We start from the raw sequence: 16,312 nt of genomic DNA, 5'->3' as shown, positions 1-16,312 counted from the left end.
AAAAATGAAAATAACACATGCTATGGTGCTTGCTGCGGGGCTTGGCACCCGCATGCGGCCATTGACTTTCAAAACACCGAAACCACTGGTAAAAATTGCCGGTCGAAGTCTTTTGGATCGTGCTCTTGACGCCCTTGAAAAAGCCGGTGTCGAGGAAGCGGTGGTCAATGTTCATCATCTTGCAGATTTGATTGAAAGCCATGTCGTAAGCCGTAAAAAACCTCATGTAACCATTTCGGATGAGCGTGCAAAACTTCTCGATTCTGCCGGAGGCGTCGTGAAAGCTTTGCCGCTTTTGGGGGAAAATCCGTTTTTTGTTCTTAATGCCGATACTTTCTGGGTCGATCATGGCACGCCAACGCTTGGAGCAATGGCAAATTGTTTTGACCCCGATAGAATGGATATGCTGCTTATGACGGTCAAACGCACGCAGGCAGCCGGACCGGAAAAAGGCGATTTCCTGATTGGTGAAGGTCAAAAACTTGTTCGCGCACCTGCAAATGCACCGGAAGCGGTTATTTATGGTGGTGCACTTATTGTTAATCCGAAAATATTTGCATTTGCAAAAATCGAACCGCAATCGCTCAACCTCTATTTTGACGAAGCAATTGCCCGTGGTCGCCTTTATGGTTTTCCTTTGGATGGCAATTGGTATACTGTCGGGACAATTGCAATGATCGGCAGGGTTGAGGAGCTGATGCGCCAGAGGGGGGAAATAGCGTGAAAGACAAGCCGAAGCTTTTTTCGATTTCGAGCGGTGCGCCGTTTTTGCCAACTTTTGTTGATGCACTTCTTTCGGGACGCCTGATTAAAGATTTCGGCAAAGGCGGCAATATCCAGAAAGCTTTGGCAGATACTCTTATCTATGTTCCCACTCGTCGTGCCGCGCGTACACTGCGCTCCTGTTTTGTGGAGATGAGTACGACACATTCAAGCTTCCTTCCGACAATTCGACCCTTAGGCGACGTTGATGAAGATACGGCTTTCTTCCTTGATAATGGAGCGGCAGCTTTGTCGCTCAATCCGAAAATTGGCGATGTCGAGCGGCTCTTGTTGTTGGCGCGTCTCATCCGTCCGTGGCGCGAGAATTTGCCTGCCCATGTGCGCTCGTTATTCGGTAGTGAAGATATTATCATACCGGCAAATACAGCCGATGCGATCTGGCTTGCCGAAGATCTCGCCCGTTTAATGGACGAGGTCGAGACAGAATCCGCCGACTGGGCAAAACTTGAAGATATTGCCCCTGATATGGTTTCCGAATGGTGGCAGGTGACACTTGATTTTCTCGAAATTGTAACAAAAACCTGGCCTGATATTCTTGCCGAACGGCAAAAAATAAATCCGGCAGAATGGCGCAATCAGGCCATTCGGGCGGAAACTGAAAGGCTTTTGCGTAACAAGCCGCGTGATCCCGTTATTGTGGCCGGTTCCAATGGTTCGATTCCGGCCATTGCCGATTTGCTGAAAGTGGTAAGCGGATTGGAAAATGGTGCGGTTGTCTTGCCCGGCCTCGACCTTGCAATGGATGATGCCCAGTGGGTGGCGCTTGATGAAACCCATGATGACCCCTCCATTTTCGGCCATCCGCAATATAGCTTCAAAAAATTGTTCGATCGCATGAAACTTGCAAGAAATGTCGTTGACGAGATTGGGGCGCCTTCGGAAAATAAGAAAAAACGCGCAGCAATATTATCTGAAGCATTGCGACCGGCTGTCACTACCGACACATGGTCACAATTGAAACGTGATGGTTTTGATGAAATTTTTGCCGATGTCTCTTTGATCGAGGCCGCCAATGAGCGTGAAGAGGCTTTGGCTATCGCAGTTGCGTTAAGACAAGCGATTGAAGACAAAAAGAAAACGGCCGCACTTGTGACAGGGGATAGAAATCTTGCCCGCCGTGTTGTTGCCGAACTCAAACGTTTCGGCATTGAGGCCAATGATTCCGGCGGTGTTCCTTTAAGCGAAGTGTTACCGGCAACTTTGTTGCGGCTCATTTTGCAAAGCCTGTTTCAACCCGGCGATCCGGTGGCTTTTCTGTCTCTCTTGAAACACCCATTGACATCGCTTGGATATGAACGCGGAGCTTTACGAAAAATTGCCGAACGTTTCGAGCTCTTTGCATTAAGGGGAGGAACCGGACGAATCAATATTGCAACGTGTGAACAGTTTGTTGAAGAGCGGCTTCTTGCTCTCACAACAGATGAAAACGAAACGAGCGATATTGATACCGATATGATCGAGGAAGCAAGAAAACTTGCTTCTTCACTTGTAAGCGCTGTTCAGCCATTGGTGACCTTGATGGCAAAAAGCGAACCACGGTCAGTGAACGAGGTAGCCCGTGCCACGACTGAAGTTCTGGAAAATTTTGGGGCAAACGAGCAGGGCTCGTTTCACGCGCTTTATGCAGGAGAAGCGGGAAAAGCCATTATATCTTTGTTGCGTGATCTTGTTGCCGATCAATCCGGCCTTACGTTCGATATTTCCGAATGGCCGGCTATTCTTGAAGCTTTGATGGCCGCACGCTCGGTGAGCCCCTCTGCCGGTGGTCATCCCCGTCTTTTTATCTGGGGTGCTCTGGAATCACGTTTGCAAACAGTTGATACAATGGTCATCGGTGGCTTGAATGAAGGGTCGTGGCCTGCAACAGCACGCAATGACCCGTTCATGTCGCGGCCGATGAAGATGACATTGACACTTGACCCTCCGGAACGACGGATCGGTTTGGCTGCCCATGATTTCCAGATGGCTATGGGCATGGATAAAGTGATTATGAGCAGGGCGTTGAGAGTTGATAATGCTCCTTCTGTGCCGTCGCGCTGGTTGCAAAGGCTGGAAACAGTTGTGGGCGCCAAAGCGAGTGCCGACATGCGCGCTCATGGTAGAGTTTTTGTCCGCTGGGCGCGTGAACTTGATCGTCGTGAAAATGTCGACTTTATTGCGCGCCCATGCCCCACACCGCCATTGAAACAACGTCCAAAGCATTTTTCTGTTACCGAAATCGAAACATTACGCCGCGACCCTTATGCAATTTATGCCAAAAAGGTTTTGCGCCTGAAGCCGCTTGATGACCTTATCCACGATCCATCAGTTGCCGAGCGTGGCACGCTTTATCATGCAATTGTTGCGGGCTTTTCACTGCTGAAAATTGATCCGGAAAAACCGGATGCATTGCAAAAATTTCTTGAAATTGCGCGTGCCGAATTTGACCGGATGCAGCTTCCACTTGATGTTGAAGCTATATGGTGGCCGCGTTTTGAAATTCTTGCGCCATCAATTATCGAGTGGGAAAAAGGACTTTCCCCACGTGAAAGATGTGTCGAAATTTCAGCCCGTCCGGTTCATATTGTGCCGGAAGGAGCAACCCTTTCAGGGCGTGCCGACCGAATTGATGTGATGAATGGACATTTCGCCGAGATTCTTGATTTCAAAACCGGCTCGACTCCTTCGGTGAAGCAGGCTGCAACACTCATGGCACCGCAATTGGCGTTGGAAGCAGCTCTTTTGTCGCGCAATGCTTTTGTTCCGCTTAAAAATATCAAACCGACAGAACTTGCCTATATCCGTTTGAATGCCCACGGAGAAGTAAAAGAAGAGGGCATTTCTCTCACTGCCAAAAAAACTGCAATTGAACTTTCCGAAGAAGCATGGACGAGATTGGGCGAACTTGTTGAATATTATAAAAATCCTGCCCATGGCTATTTGTCGCGAGCAATGCCGCCTTTGACCACTTATGAAGGCGATTATGACCATTTGGCGCGGGTTCTTGAATGGTCAGCCGGTTCTGATACGACAGGTGACGAATGACCAAACGCGAAATTCCTGAGGATGCCATTAAAAATCAGACGGCCGCTTCAAATCCGCAAAGCAGTGCGTGGGTGTCTGCCAATGCCGGCTCCGGTAAAACCCATGTTTTGACGTTTCGGGTTATCAGACTTTTATTGAATGGCACCGAACCGGCGCGGATTTTGTGCCTCACTTATACCAAAGCAGCCGCTGCTGTCATGCAAACGCGCATTTTCCAGACTCTTTCGGGTTGGACAGAGCTTGACGATGACAAATTGACGGAGGTGTTAATTGGCCTTGAGGGCAAAAAGCCCGATACAAAAAGGCTTGACGAAGCGCGTAGACTTTTTGCCCGTGCTCTTGAAACACCGGGCGGGTTAAAAATCCAGACGATCCATGCTTTTTGTGAAGGTCTTCTTCATCAATTTCCTTTGGAAGCCAATATTGCCGGCCATTTCGAGATGATGGACGATCTCAAGCGTGACGAGTTTTTAAAAAATGCGCGTCGTGACCTGCTCGAGAAAGCTTATTTGCAAAAAAATAGTTCTCTTCATAACGCTTTGATGCTGGTTTTAAAAACCGTGGGCGAAAGCGGACTTGACACTCTGTTATCCGAGGTCATTGCAAAACGTCAGGCTTTAACGCCGTTTCTTGCTCGTGTGAGTGGCCCGGATGGCAAGCATATTCTGGAAAATGCATTACAAATATCTCCGGATGATACGGAAGAAAATCTCACTGATGAAATCCGTAAAACAGCACTTCATTCTGAAGAGACTATTGAGGCATTCAAAAGTCTCGGCCACTCTTACAGCCAAAATTTCGTTGAAAAATTGGAGCTTGTAGAAAAGGCGGATAATGTCGAGAGCATAAAATTTATCGAACTTGCCTATTTTTCCAGTGGAAATCCGCGCAAAATAAGCAATCTGGCATCAAAAAAACTTCTTGCAACTTTGCCTTGGCTTGCAGACGATTTGTTAAAGCGTCAGGAAAAGCTCGTTCTCTATCTCGACAAGTTGCGACGTGTACGGCTGGTACCGCTCAATTTGGCTGCCTTCAAGCTCTGTTACCGGCTTTTGGCGCGTTATGAAAGTTTGAAGAAGGCAGAAGGTTTGCTTGATTTTGATGATTTGATCGAGCGGGCGCTTAATCTGTTAAAACGCGATGGTGCGGGCCAATGGGTGCAATATAAACTGGATAGGGGCATTGACCATATTCTGGTTGACGAAGCACAGGATACTAGCCCTTCCCAGTGGCAGATAATCCAGCTTCTCGCACAGGAATTTTTTGTCGGGGAAGGACAAAGAGAGGTCAACCGCACTGTTTTTGCCGTTGGTGATGAAAAACAGTCGATCTATTCCTTCCAAGGGGCAGTACCGGAAGATTTTGCAACGAATGGCCGCATTATCGAAAAAAAAGCCGAAGCCGTCGGTAAGTCGTTCGGCCACATACGTTTGAATTATTCCTTCCGTTCGACAGCTGATGTTTTAAAAAGTGTTGATCGGGTATTTGAAAAGCCGGAAAATTATAAAGGTCTTTCAGCCGAAAATATCAAAACCGTGCATGAGCCGGTTCGCCGCAACGACCCCGGTGAAGTGGTGATCTGGGACAATATTGCGCCAACAGATGTAGAAGAGCCGGAAGACTGGCGCAAACCTGTCGACCAGCTTCATGCACCGGCTGTTCGCCTTGCCGAAGAGATAGCAACCACAATCAGCCACTGGCTTCATCATCATGAAATGCTTTCTGGTCAGGGAAGAGAAGTTAAAGCCAGTGATATTATGGTGCTGGTGAGAAAACGTGACCAGTTTGTTCCGGCTTTGGCGCGCGCGTTGAAAAACCGCAATGTTCCGGTTGCCGGTGCCGATCGCTTGCGTCTTGCAAGCCATATCGCCGTGCGTGATTTAACGGCGCTTGCACGATTTGTCCTGCAACCGCAGGATGACCTTTCTCTTGCATCTGTTTTGAAAAGCCCGCTTTTCGGACTTGATGAAGATGATCTTTATAAGATTGCTATAAACCGTGAAGGAAGCCTGTTTAATAGCCTTGAAGCCCATAGTGAAGAGAAACCGGAATTTGCAACTGTTCTGGCTTTACTCAAAAAATATAGAAACCTTGCCGATAAAACCCCTGTCTATGAATTTTATAGTCATATATTGAGCGAGGATCAGGGACGAGCAAAAATCCTCGCCCGATTGGGGTCGGAAGCAAGCGATGTCCTTGATGCGTTCATGGATTATACCTTATCCATCCAGAAAACCGGTTTGCCCGGTTTGCAGGCGTTTCTGGAAACAATCAAGCTTTCCGATCCGGAAATCAAACGTGAACTCGACCAGAATCGTGAAGAAGTCCGTATTATGACTGTTCATGCGGCAAAGGGGCTGGAAAGTGCGATTGTCTTTCTGGTCGATTCCGGTTCGCGTATCTGGAATGCGCAACATGAGCCGAAATTCATCGAAATTGATAATCATGGCAAGAAGAGCTTTTTGTGGCAGCCTGCCAAGGAGTTCAAAACATCATTCGGTGACAATTATATCAATACGTTAAAATTAAAAGCAGAGGAAGAATATAGGCGGCTACTTTACGTTGGAATGACACGGGCAGAAGATCGCCTCATTGTTTGTGGTTATCGAGGAAAGAATGTTGTTGGTGGCACGTGGAGTGAACTTGTCGGCGAGGCATTGAAGCCGGTTTCTGAAGAAATTTCCGGCCCTTCACCCGACATCAAGGCATGGCGTTATTGCGTGGATGACAACCGCGCAAGTGTTGAAACAAAAACTGCGGAAGATGAAGCAATCGTTCCGGCTTTTCCGCTTCCTTCCTATTTCCATAAACGTATGGAGCCGGAAACAGATTTACCTAAGCCCCTTACCCCTTCAGGTGCTTCACTCGATATTGACGAGAACGCACCGGCAACAAAAAATATCGTCACCATTTCTCCGGTTCTGGGAGAAAAACCGGCAAATTCGTCATTTGCTATCGAACGGGGGACACTCATTCACCGGCTTTTGCAATATTTGCCGCAAGTTCGGGAGGAAGACCGGCAAAGGCTTGCCCGTGCCTATCTTGAAAAAGCCGCACCGGAATGGAGCGAGGAACAAAGAGCGGATGCTTTCACCCAGACCTTCAAGGTTATGGATGATGAAACACTGCGCCCCTTGTTTACCAAAGAAGCGCGTGCCGAAGTGACTTTGATGGGTACTGTCACAATAAAGGGGAAAAAATATGTGGTTTCGGGACAAATAGACCGTCTCAATGATGGTGATGACACGATTGTTCTGGGAGATTTCAAAACCGGTCGCGCTCCCAAACGCGAGCAGCAAATTCCTGACAGCTACATGCTGCAAATGGCACTTTACCGGACGCTATTGATGAGCATTCATCCGGATAAGACCGTTAGAACATTGTTGATCTATAGTGACGGACCAAAAGTTTTTGAACTCGACGGCAAAAAACTCGATTTCATTATCAATAACGAAAAAACTAATTCACCGGAACAATAAAGGGTGAAAAAGCTTGCTCTTGACGGAAACGGTCTGGCACGCCAAATTTAGGCAAATTGGAATCACAAAGGAAAGATCAATGAGCACTGTAAAAGTCGATACAAGCAATTTTGAAAATGACGTGCTAAAGTCGGCAGAACCTGTTGTTGTAGACTTCTGGGCAGAATGGTGCGGTCCGTGTAAAATGATAGCGCCCTCGCTCGAAGAAATTGCTACCGAATTACAGGGTAAGGTCAAGGTCGCCAAAATCAATATTGATGAAAATCCCGAACTTGCAACGCAATTCGGCGTCCGTTCAATTCCGACATTGTTGTTGTTCAATAATGGGGAAATTGTCTCCAATATGGTCGGCGCTGCTCCGAAAAGCCGCTTGTCAGACTGGATCAAGGACGGCGTAAAATAACTCTGTAAAATTTATTTTATTGAAAACGGCATCCAATTCAGTTGGTGCCGTTTTTTATATCTTCAAAAAGACGCGTTATTCGACGCGCAATTGCCTGTAGTTTATCCATTTTTATCAAGCAAAGTCGAGCTTGCTTTCCATCAAAAATTATCGGGATTGACAATAAAACAAGTCAAAAAAGATTAGTACCGGAACCGGAAACGCTTGATATCGGAACTGGTGGAAAAGTTTTTCCCCGAATGCGTTTTAACGTTGTTCATTTTCACAGCACCGGATGGGATGAAAGATGTTTTAACATTTCCTTCTTTCTTAACTCATCAATATCGGGATAATTTGTCCGGTTTTTCTTTATTCTGAATAGTGCAGATTAAATGATCGGATCAAACATATTTGATTTATATAATTTTAAAATGAATATATTATTTCTCAATTTTAGAATATGTGGTATTGGCTAAGTCCGATTCAGTCTGCCACGACCAACAGCGTTGCGCGGGTAAAAAGCGGGCTTGGCCCAATGGGACATAGAAAATGGTGATCAATATCAGGAGTTGATCGTTCGGGGGAGCTTTTCCAAAAAGATATCGTTTCGGCAATGCTTTTTATAGAACTTGCGCGTGATTGCACGAAACAGGAAATTGAAAGAAAATTTTTATTGGGATGAGTTGATGGTGAATCATATGGAAAATGGCGGTAACATTTCCTCAGAAAATATTCGAACATTGAAATTTAATGAAACCCAAAGTGACCAGAAAATAGGCGGGTTGTTACGCCAATTTCGTAAAAAAAACGGCGTAACTCAAACAGAATTGGCAGCCGTCGCGGGTATCACACCGCAGCAGATTCAAAAATATGAAAAAGGAGCAGATCGCATTGCCGTTTCGAGGCTAATGACACTTCTGGACTTTCTGGATATCAATTTTGAAGAATTTATAAGAGCAGTGAAAAACTGCAATCGGCGCTGATTTGTCAATATAAGGCTGGCAATGCCAATCATTCCGTTCGATTGACATTATTCGATTTTTGCGGAAGGGGGCGTTCACTAACGGGTAAGCGAAACTCCCGATGGCATGAGAACAGAAATCTCGCTGCCCCATTTATATTTCAATAACACAATTTACCGGATATCAAATAAAATCGCCTGAGATCATTTCCGCTATAAAGAACTTCGCATTTATGCATTTATAAAGATTTATTTGCTGCGTATCTGGTAGTCTTTAATTGTTGCGAATTTGATTTTCGGTGACCGCTCCGCTTCGTAATTGAGCGAAAAATTGTTTTCTGCGAGAAATACCGGATCGCCGTCGAGATCGGATGCGATAGCATCACGGTGTGTAGCAATAAATTTCTCGAGATCTTCTTTGTTATCAGCCGAAATCCAGCGGCATACAGTAAAGCGCGCCGGTTCAAAACCGACAGGAAGAGAATATTCCACTTTCAGCCGTTCCGTCAGCACATCAATTTGCAAAGCACCGATCACACCGACAATCGACGGCGAACCATCGTCAGGCATAAAGAGTTGCACAACACCTTCTTCGGCCATTTGTTGCAAAGCTTCTTTAAGCTTCTTTGCCTTCATTGGGTCGCCAAGACGAACACGACGCAAAATTTCCGGAGCAAAATTCGGAACACCTTTGAAAAGAATGTCTTCGCCTTCTGTCAGCGTATCGCCAATACGTAATGTTCCGTGGTTTGGAATTCCCACAACGTCACCGGCATAGGCTTCGTCGGCAATCTGGCGGGAGCGGGCAAAGAAAAATTGCGGCGTTGATAACGTCATAGTTTTTCCGGTGCGCACGAGCTTTGCTTTCATGCCGCGGGATAGAATTCCCGAACAAACGCGCAAAAATGCAATGCGATCGCGGTGGTTGGGATCCATATTGGCTTGTATTTTGAAAACAAAACCGGTCATTTTCGGTTCTGTCGCCTCGACAATACGCGTATCTGCAACCTGCGCACGTGGACTTGGCCCATAGGCGACAAGAGCGTCGATAAGATCGCGCACGCCATAGTTTTTCAGTGCCGAACCGAAATAGACTGGTGTCATTTGGCCTTCGCGGAACGATTTCAGGTCAAATTTTTTACATGCGTCACGCGCAAGAACAACGCCTTCGACAAAAGCGGCACGGTCATGTTCCGGCAATAATAGGGCTGCTTCTTCAGGCCCTTTGACAGGGCGCGGGGTTTTTTCTTCGTCTTTCTGGCGAACAAGATTGTGATGAAGGTCAAAACTGCCGGCAAAATTTTTGCCCGAGCCGATAGGCCATGTAACAGGGGCAGTATCAAGCGCAAGCTTGTCTTCTATCTCGTCCAGTATCTCTAATGGGTCGAGTGCCTCCCTATCCATTTTGTTGACGAATGTCACAATCGGAATGTCGCGCATGCGGCAGACTTCGAATAGTTTTAAGGTTCTGGGCTCGATGCCGCGCGCTCCGTCAAGAACCATGACAGCGCTATCGACAGCCGTCAGTGTGCGGTAGGTATCATCGGCAAAGTCTTCGTGGCCGGGTGTATCAAGCAAATTGAATATATGATCTTCATATTCGAACGTCATAACCGAGGTGACAACCGAAATACCGCGTTCGCGTTCGATTTTCATCCAGTCGGAACGGGTCTGGATGCGGTCTTTCTTGGCCTTGACTTCACCTGCAAGCTGGATGGCACCGCCGAACAGTAACAATTTTTCGGTCAAGGTTGTCTTACCGGCATCAGGGTGCGCGATAATAGCAAATGTGCGGCGCCGCGCGACCTCTTGTGCCTCGTTCATAACTTACTCCTGTTACTTCGTTATCCGTGCGACCCGTTTATTTTTATAACCGGCCGGTCGATAATAAAATTCCGCTTCTTTTACCTCTTTTTTTAAAAAAGAGTGAGGAATTTGTGTCCTCTATCTGAAAATTTTCAATAAATTGGCGGCAAGTTTAAAGCTCGTCTTCAAGAATTGTACCGGATTGTTTCAAAATCATCTTGAAAGGGGTGAAAAGCCCCTTTTTTAAGATGAGTTTCGACCTCGTTTATTCGTTGACAAGTTTTCCGGCGAGCGCATCGGCAATCAAGGCCCGCGTTTCATTAATGCCATAAAGGGCAATGAAAGAGCCGAAACGCGGTCCCCGTTCCTGACCAATCAGAACTTCATAAAGCATTTGGAAAAATGAAACAGAAACACCGGGGCCCCCATCAGGGCTTTTTTTGTTGTGGTCCTGATAACGTTCTGTCACACGGCCAATGTCGAGAAGTGCATTTTGAATTGTGTGGGCATCAGCATCTTCTGGCAAGTGTGCAAGAGTTTGGTCAATTTTTTCCAAAGTTTCGCGCTCGACAGCATCTGGTGCACGGAATTTTTTCGTCGGTTTGACGAAATCATTGAAATAGCGGATGGCAAAACCGACAAGACTGTCAAGTTCCGGCTGGTTTTCCGGTGTTGCACCCTTGGCATAACGCGAAATAAAGCCCCATAAGACATCGGCATTCTCGGCATTCGAGGCACTGACCAGATTGAGCAACATGGCAAAAGGCACCGGTAAATCCACTTTGGGCGGATTGCCATTATGCATATGCCAGACAGGATTGTTGAGCCGGTCTTTCCAGCTTTGTTTTGGATAGGCTGAAAGAAAACTGTAATATTCGTCAACAGCTTTCGGTATCACATCGAAATAAAGCCGCTTGGCAGTTTTCGGTTTCTGATACATGTAAAGGCCAAGGCTTGACGTGGGCGCATAGGTGAGCCATTCGTCAATTGTCAGGCCATTACCTTTCGATTTTGAAATCTTTTGTCCTTTGTCATCCAGAAACAGCTCGTAATTGAAGCCTTCCGGCGGTGTCCCGCCAAGGATACGACAAATTTTTGAAGACAAAGCCACAGAATCAATCAGATCTTTGCCAGCCATTTCATAGTCGATGCCCAAAGCCGTCCAGCGCATGGCCCAATCGGCTTTCCATTGGCATTTGACCTTGCCACCGGTAACTTCGGTTTCAATTTTTTCACCGGTTTCCGGCTCTATATAGGTAACAGTGCCCTTTTTGGCATCATGGGCAATCATCGCAACTTGCAAAACTTTACCCGAGACAGGAGAAATCGGCAAGAATGGCGAATAGGTCGCGCGCCGTTCTTCACCCAATGTGGGAACAATGACAGCCATGATCTTATCGTAATTGGCAAGCATTTTAAGGAGCGTTTCATCGAAACGTCCCGAAGTATAATAATCGGTCGCGCTGGCAAATTCGTAATTGAAGCCGAAACGGTCAAGAAAAGCGCGAAGCCGCGCATTATTGGCAGCGCCAAAAGAGGGATAATCTTTCGTAAACGGGTCGGGCACCCGCGTTAAAGGTTTTCCGAGATAAGTCTCCATCAATGCACGATTGGGGACATTTTCCGGCACTTTGCGCAATCCGTCCATATCGTCGGAAAAACATAACAATTTGGTTTTGACTTTGTTTTCCGTCAACACATGAAAAGCGTGGCGCACCATTGTTGTGCGCGCAACTTCACCGAAAGTTCCGATATGCGGCAAACCGGACGGCCCATAGCCCGTCTCGAACATCACCGTATCAGGGTAACCTTTTTTTTCGTAACGTTTGACAATCTTGCGCGCTTCTTCGAAAGGCCATGCTCTGGATTCGGCTGCTGCATCAATGACATCCTGATTAAGATTTTCTGCCACGAAATTGTCTGTTGCCATGGGGTTTTATCCTGAATTTGAATCGTTTAAGAAAGCTCTATGGCTCAAACAGCTTTTCGTCAATCATTGTAAGAAAAAAACCGGAAAAAACCGTAAACGAAGAGAGTAAAAAAGAGAGGAACTTATGGAAAAACTGACAGCACAAGAAGCGTTGATATATATCATGGTAACAACCTCTGCGGCGGACGCAGCGGCGAGCGACGATGAATTGAAATTGATTAGCGAAATTGTTGCGCGTTTGCCGGTTTTTAAAGGGTTCGACCGGAAGCGGCTTGATCAATTGGCTGCAAAATGTTGTTCTTATCTCGCTCATGAAGATGGAATTGAACAAATAATTGAAGTGACCGGCAAGGCACTTTCGCCAAAGCTTCGGGATACTGCTTATGCTCTCGCCGTTGAAGTTGCAGCAAGCGATCTTGATGTCAGGCAGGAAGAATTGATGTTCTTACAAATTTTACGCGAGCAGTTCGAGCTTGAGGATTTGACTGTCGCGGCAATTGAACGTTCGGCACGTATCCGGTTCAGAAAAGCTTGAAAAAACATAGTCGAGACAAAAAAGAACTGCACACCCCGAGAGTTCGCTAAAATTCATTCCTGCTAATATTGGCCTAATTTAAATCCGAACTCTCGAAATCGGCTTTTCGATTTATTTATTTCAGTCGATTACCAAATATCATTTCCTGAATGGTGAATATATTCCCGGATCCTGATCATCTTCCGGATTGGCGGTGAGGTCATCACTCAAATGCGTTTGCTTGAACTCTTTTTCTTGCGAGTCGAGAAAGGCTTTAAAAGCAGTGCTTACACGTGCGGCCGCATCGCTGTCGCTATCAATCATAGCATCAAGAAAATCTTTCAATGAAATACCGATAAGGTCAAATCCGAGGTCTTTTTCAACGGCCCGAAGATCATAACTATTTCGGGGAGAATAGAGAATTTCTTTCAAATAGGCTGCAGCTTCCTGAATTGGCAAACCATGCGGTTTTTCAAGGCCGAATTTTTCGGAAAGAACATAGAGAAGCTTTTCTTCTTCATCCTCGATCTCTTCAGTACTTTTCTGGTTATCCAAAGGTTTGAATCGATTGGCAACTTGACGTGCACCATTTTCTGCCTGTGAAGAGGTGCTCGGTGTTACAGCATTGAATGTTTCTGCAAGAGTATCGGAACTTGAATCACCATCAAGATTTTTTGCACGACGGTTGGTCAGCTCTGTAGCTGCTGCTACCGTGACATAAAGTTGCACAGGAATGGGTGGTATCATGGCAATTCCCTATCCGGCATTGGAAAGCCCAAGAATAAACGATTATGGAAATAGGTGCAATTGCTTTTAAATATTAATATTCAATATAAATTACGAATAGCGAATTCAAAATCCGTTAACATAATAATATTTATATAAAATATGTTTAGTCGTGAATTATTAATTCGTTGGGCTTGATCTCACTATTAAAATAAAATTTTAAACTTTAAATTGAATATCGGAATTTGTGTTTACTTTTAAAAGTAAAAATATTTATTTTTTTAATCTAACCCAATAAAATCCGGACGAAATCGTTTAATAAATTATCCTATCGTAAATTGACGTGCCTACAGACGTATTTTCCAGCGCGAGACGCTCGATGAACATGTTTTCATCTCTCGAACGAAGAAACTATGTTGATTTCTTCTCGATTTCATGTGTTTGTTTGGCTAAAGGAGAATGAACATGAAGCCAATATTTATCCAGTTGCAGTGTGCACCGGGTACAGCTTACGATGTTGCCGACATACTTTATGAGCGCGAGATTGTTTCGGAACTCTATTCCACAAGCGGTGAATTCGAGCTTCTGGCAAAAATCTACATCGAAGAAGGCAAGGATATCGGTAAATTCATCAATGACAATATTCTTGATATACCCGGTATCACCCGGTCTTTGACAACGCTCACTTTTACTGCGTTCTAGACCTCTTAAACACAAAAATGGCGAGGGAACACCGGGTCAGCTGATGCAGTCGATAAAGCATCAATTTTTTATATTTGTGCTCGTTGCCGTGATGACAATTCAATCAGTTGTCATGGCAAAAGCCGGTGCGCTTGGTGAATATGCTGTACGCGATGCTTACGGCGGCTTTATTTGCGCCTCCCCAGCCGGAAAAGATCGTTCAGCCCAAGGTCATTTCCCTGTCCCCGCTTGTTGCATTGGCGGGTGTATCCTTTCTGCGGCCCTTCAAATATCGACGCCGGTAGATATTGTTCTTAAAATATCCGAGTGTTCAAGCGAGGCGATGGCTGTCATTCGGGTTTTATTGCTACCCTGCGAGCGGCCATCATTTGTTTATGATGCACGTTCTCCGCCCCATATAATTTCCTGAGCCAATTTACCATCACTTGCCAATTTCCAATTCCGTTCATCCGGTTAAGCAAAGATATTCGGCAAATGATCATAAGCATCTTCAACACGAATTTATGTTTTAAATATCAGGAGTTATATATGTCTTACGCTTTTCAAAAATTCTCGAATTTGATCAGGACAAGCTTTGCTGTTCTGGCAGCTTTTGCCTGTTTGTTTCTAACCTTTTCGCTCGGTAGTGCTTTTGCCAACGAGTATAAAATTGGTGATATCGAAATTACCAATGTTTGGGCACGCGCAACCCCGAATGGGGCAAAAGTTGCCGGTGGTTTCTTTACCATTGTCAATCATGGGAAAGAAGCCGATAGGCTGGTGTCTCTCTCATCAGAATTGTCCGACAAAGCGCAAATCCATTCAATGGAAATGGCTGACGGTGTCATGAAGATGCGTCATCAGGCAGATGGCGTGGTCATTCCAGCCGGTGGAACAATCGAATTCAAACCTGGCAGCTTCCACGTCATGTTTATGGATCTCGACAAAACCTTGAACAAGGGTGACGAGTTCAAGGCAAAAATGGTTTTTGAAAAAGCCGGCACTGTCGATGTGGTCTTTACTGTTTCGGGTATTGGTGCACAGGCACCGGATTCAATGCCTGCCAATCATGAAGAACATCAACATCATTAAAAGACCGCTTTTAGAATTAAAGTTTTTATGAAAAAATAAAATGCGTGGTGGAAATCCGTCACGCATTTTTGTTGAACAAGTTTTTTATTCAGGTTTTTAAAAGTAATCGCCAATTTAAAGCCATTACCAAGAGAAGTTTTCACGTGAAACGCTATTCCATGATAAGCAAATGACCGCTTTCAGGAAGCAAGCTTTGCCGGCAATATTTCCAATTCATCCGACAGGCGTAATCCGTCGCAAAGTCAGATTGATACGGCCGGGAACTTTCAAAAGTGTAGAAGTTTCAGGATAAATCCGGTCAACACCATGAAATGCAAGCCGCATATCGCCGCCGAACATGATGACATCGCCGCTATTCAGCCGTAATGAATGGGTTTTCCCACCTTTAACAGGAGTTCCGACACGAAACAGACACGCATCTCCCAAAGAAATCGAGATGACAGGTGCGGCAAGTTCACCTTCATCCTTGTCCTGATGCATTCCCATGCGTGCATCCGGCGCATAAAAGTTGATGAGGCAGGCTTCCGGCGGAGCGCCAAATCCGGATAATTTTTTCCATAATTCTAGGAGTTGTCGGGGAATTTCCGGCCAAGGTTTTTGCGTTTGAGGATGCGTTTCCTGATAACGATAGCCGCGCTCTTTGTCGGTGACCCAGCCGAGTTTTCCGCAATTGGTTTGCCGAACACTCATCGGCTTTCCGGTTTTTGGCATTCTGGGAACAAATAATGGCGCTTGCCGGACGATTTCTCTCACCTCGCCAACCAGATTTTCCTGATTGGTGCGATTGAAATAGTTCGGAAAATAATCAAAGCCGTAAAAATCCATCCTTTGAAAATAAACGGACTCTGACGGCTCTTCAAGATGCTGGGCATCATTCACCTTGCCCGATCTTCAAGCCGAACTGGTCCCTTTTAAAAATACCGCATGAAGCTGT

Annotated in this window: 13 protein-coding genes; 9 read left to right on the top strand and 4 right to left on the bottom strand. The window is 45.8% G+C overall.

Annotation, left to right across the window (positions count from 1 at the left end; translation table 11 throughout):
- Positions 1-4 precede the first annotated feature (4 nt).
- The 5 genes from H3V12_RS08070 (at position 5) to H3V12_RS08050 (ending at position 8,651) form a co-directional block, all read left to right on the top strand.
- The gene (locus H3V12_RS08070; protein ID WP_198214256.1) at positions 5-724 is read left to right on the top strand and encodes a nucleotidyltransferase family protein; all 720 of its coding nucleotides are present in this window, start codon (positions 5-7) and stop codon (positions 722-724) included.
- Positions 721-3,807 carry a double-strand break repair protein AddB gene (gene addB, locus H3V12_RS08065; RefSeq protein WP_198214255.1) on the top strand — a complete coding sequence of 1,029 codons (3,087 nt, stop codon included), beginning with the start codon at positions 721-723 and terminating at the stop codon, positions 3,805-3,807. The genes H3V12_RS08070 and addB overlap by 4 nt, the downstream gene beginning before the upstream one ends.
- Positions 3,804-7,286 (top strand): double-strand break repair helicase AddA, encoded by a 3,483-nt coding sequence (gene addA, locus H3V12_RS08060; protein ID WP_198214254.1) that lies wholly within the window; start codon positions 3,804-3,806, stop codon positions 7,284-7,286. The genes addB and addA overlap by 4 nt, the downstream gene beginning before the upstream one ends.
- Positions 7,287-7,365: 79 nt before the next feature.
- Entirely contained in the window at positions 7,366-7,689 is a 324-nt protein-coding gene (gene trxA / locus H3V12_RS08055) for a thioredoxin (protein WP_075869615.1), read from the top strand.
- Between the two features lie 635 nt (positions 7,690-8,324).
- A complete protein-coding gene (locus H3V12_RS08050) occupies positions 8,325-8,651 on the top strand; it encodes a helix-turn-helix transcriptional regulator (RefSeq protein ID WP_198214253.1) in 327 nt (108 codons plus the stop codon).
- Positions 8,652-8,878: 227 nt separating this feature from the next.
- Here H3V12_RS08050 and H3V12_RS08045 read toward each other — a convergent pair whose 3' ends face one another.
- Positions 8,879-10,453: a peptide chain release factor 3 gene (locus tag H3V12_RS08045; protein WP_198214252.1), complete on the bottom strand. Its 1,575-nt coding sequence runs from the start codon at positions 10,451-10,453 to the stop codon at positions 8,879-8,881.
- A 247-nt stretch (positions 10,454-10,700) separates the two neighbouring features.
- Complete coding sequence (locus H3V12_RS08040; RefSeq protein WP_198214251.1) at positions 10,701-12,365, bottom strand: lysine--tRNA ligase; 1,665 nt, start codon at positions 12,363-12,365, stop codon at positions 10,701-10,703.
- 124 nt (positions 12,366-12,489) lie between these two features.
- Here H3V12_RS08040 and H3V12_RS08035 point away from each other — a divergent pair, with 124 nt between their 5' ends.
- Positions 12,490-12,900, top strand: a complete 411-nt coding sequence (locus tag H3V12_RS08035) for a tellurite resistance TerB family protein (RefSeq protein ID WP_198214250.1) — start codon at positions 12,490-12,492, stop codon at positions 12,898-12,900.
- A gap of 138 nt (positions 12,901-13,038) precedes the next feature.
- Here the strand turns inward: H3V12_RS08035 and H3V12_RS08030 are convergent, their stop codons facing one another.
- Positions 13,039-13,626, bottom strand: a complete 588-nt coding sequence (locus H3V12_RS08030) for a hypothetical protein (RefSeq protein ID WP_198214249.1) — start codon at positions 13,624-13,626, stop codon at positions 13,039-13,041.
- 444 nt (positions 13,627-14,070) lie between these two features.
- Here H3V12_RS08030 and H3V12_RS08025 point away from each other — a divergent pair, with 444 nt between their 5' ends.
- The 3 genes from H3V12_RS08025 (at position 14,071) to H3V12_RS08015 (ending at position 15,378) form a co-directional block, all read left to right on the top strand.
- Positions 14,071-14,307, top strand: coding sequence for an Lrp/AsnC ligand binding domain-containing protein (locus tag H3V12_RS08025; RefSeq protein ID WP_075869935.1), 237 nt, complete (start codon positions 14,071-14,073; stop codon positions 14,305-14,307).
- 43 nt (positions 14,308-14,350) lie between these two features.
- Positions 14,351-14,716 carry a hypothetical protein gene (locus H3V12_RS08020; protein WP_198214248.1) on the top strand — a complete coding sequence of 122 codons (366 nt, stop codon included), beginning with the start codon at positions 14,351-14,353 and terminating at the stop codon, positions 14,714-14,716.
- 119 nt (positions 14,717-14,835) lie between these two features.
- The gene (locus H3V12_RS08015) at positions 14,836-15,378 is read left to right on the top strand and encodes a copper chaperone PCu(A)C (protein ID WP_198214247.1); all 543 of its coding nucleotides are present in this window, start codon (positions 14,836-14,838) and stop codon (positions 15,376-15,378) included.
- 213 nt (positions 15,379-15,591) lie between these two features.
- Here the strand turns inward: H3V12_RS08015 and H3V12_RS08010 are convergent, their stop codons facing one another.
- The gene (locus tag H3V12_RS08010; RefSeq protein WP_198214354.1) at positions 15,592-16,203 is read right to left on the bottom strand and encodes an alpha-ketoglutarate-dependent dioxygenase AlkB; all 612 of its coding nucleotides are present in this window, start codon (positions 16,201-16,203) and stop codon (positions 15,592-15,594) included.
- Between the last annotated feature and the right edge of the window lie 109 nt (positions 16,204-16,312).

It is taken from the genome of Bartonella sp. W8167, assembly GCF_016100335.1.
Taxonomy (GTDB): Bacteria; Pseudomonadota; Alphaproteobacteria; order Rhizobiales; family Rhizobiaceae; genus Bartonella; species Bartonella apis.
The sequence above is the reverse complement of the archived record's forward strand: the minus strand, read 5'-3'. Positions and strand labels throughout refer to the sequence as shown.

Bases quoted from the DNA above. Each gene is read 5' to 3' on its own strand.
- H3V12_RS08070 (WP_198214256.1), top strand. From the start codon at position 5: ATGAAAATAACACATGCTATGGTGCTTGCTGCGGGGCTTGGCACCCGC.
- addA (WP_198214254.1), top strand. From the start codon at position 3,804: ATGACCAAACGCGAAATTCCTGAGGATGCCATTAAAAATCAGACGGCC.
- trxA (WP_075869615.1), top strand. From the start codon at position 7,366: ATGAGCACTGTAAAAGTCGATACAAGCAATTTTGAAAATGACGTGCTA.
- H3V12_RS08045 (WP_198214252.1), bottom strand. From the start codon at position 10,453: ATGAACGAGGCACAAGAGGTCGCGCGGCGCCGCACATTTGCTATTATC.
- H3V12_RS08040 (WP_198214251.1), bottom strand. From the start codon at position 12,365: ATGGCAACAGACAATTTCGTGGCAGAAAATCTTAATCAGGATGTCATT.
- H3V12_RS08035 (WP_198214250.1), top strand. From the start codon at position 12,490: ATGGAAAAACTGACAGCACAAGAAGCGTTGATATATATCATGGTAACA.
- H3V12_RS08030 (WP_198214249.1), bottom strand. From the start codon at position 13,626: ATGATACCACCCATTCCTGTGCAACTTTATGTCACGGTAGCAGCAGCT.
- H3V12_RS08025 (WP_075869935.1), top strand. From the start codon at position 14,071: ATGAAGCCAATATTTATCCAGTTGCAGTGTGCACCGGGTACAGCTTAC.
- H3V12_RS08020 (WP_198214248.1), top strand. From the start codon at position 14,351: ATGCAGTCGATAAAGCATCAATTTTTTATATTTGTGCTCGTTGCCGTG.
- H3V12_RS08015 (WP_198214247.1), top strand. From the start codon at position 14,836: ATGTCTTACGCTTTTCAAAAATTCTCGAATTTGATCAGGACAAGCTTT.
- H3V12_RS08010 (WP_198214354.1), bottom strand. From the start codon at position 16,203: ATGGATTTTTACGGCTTTGATTATTTTCCGAACTATTTCAATCGCACC.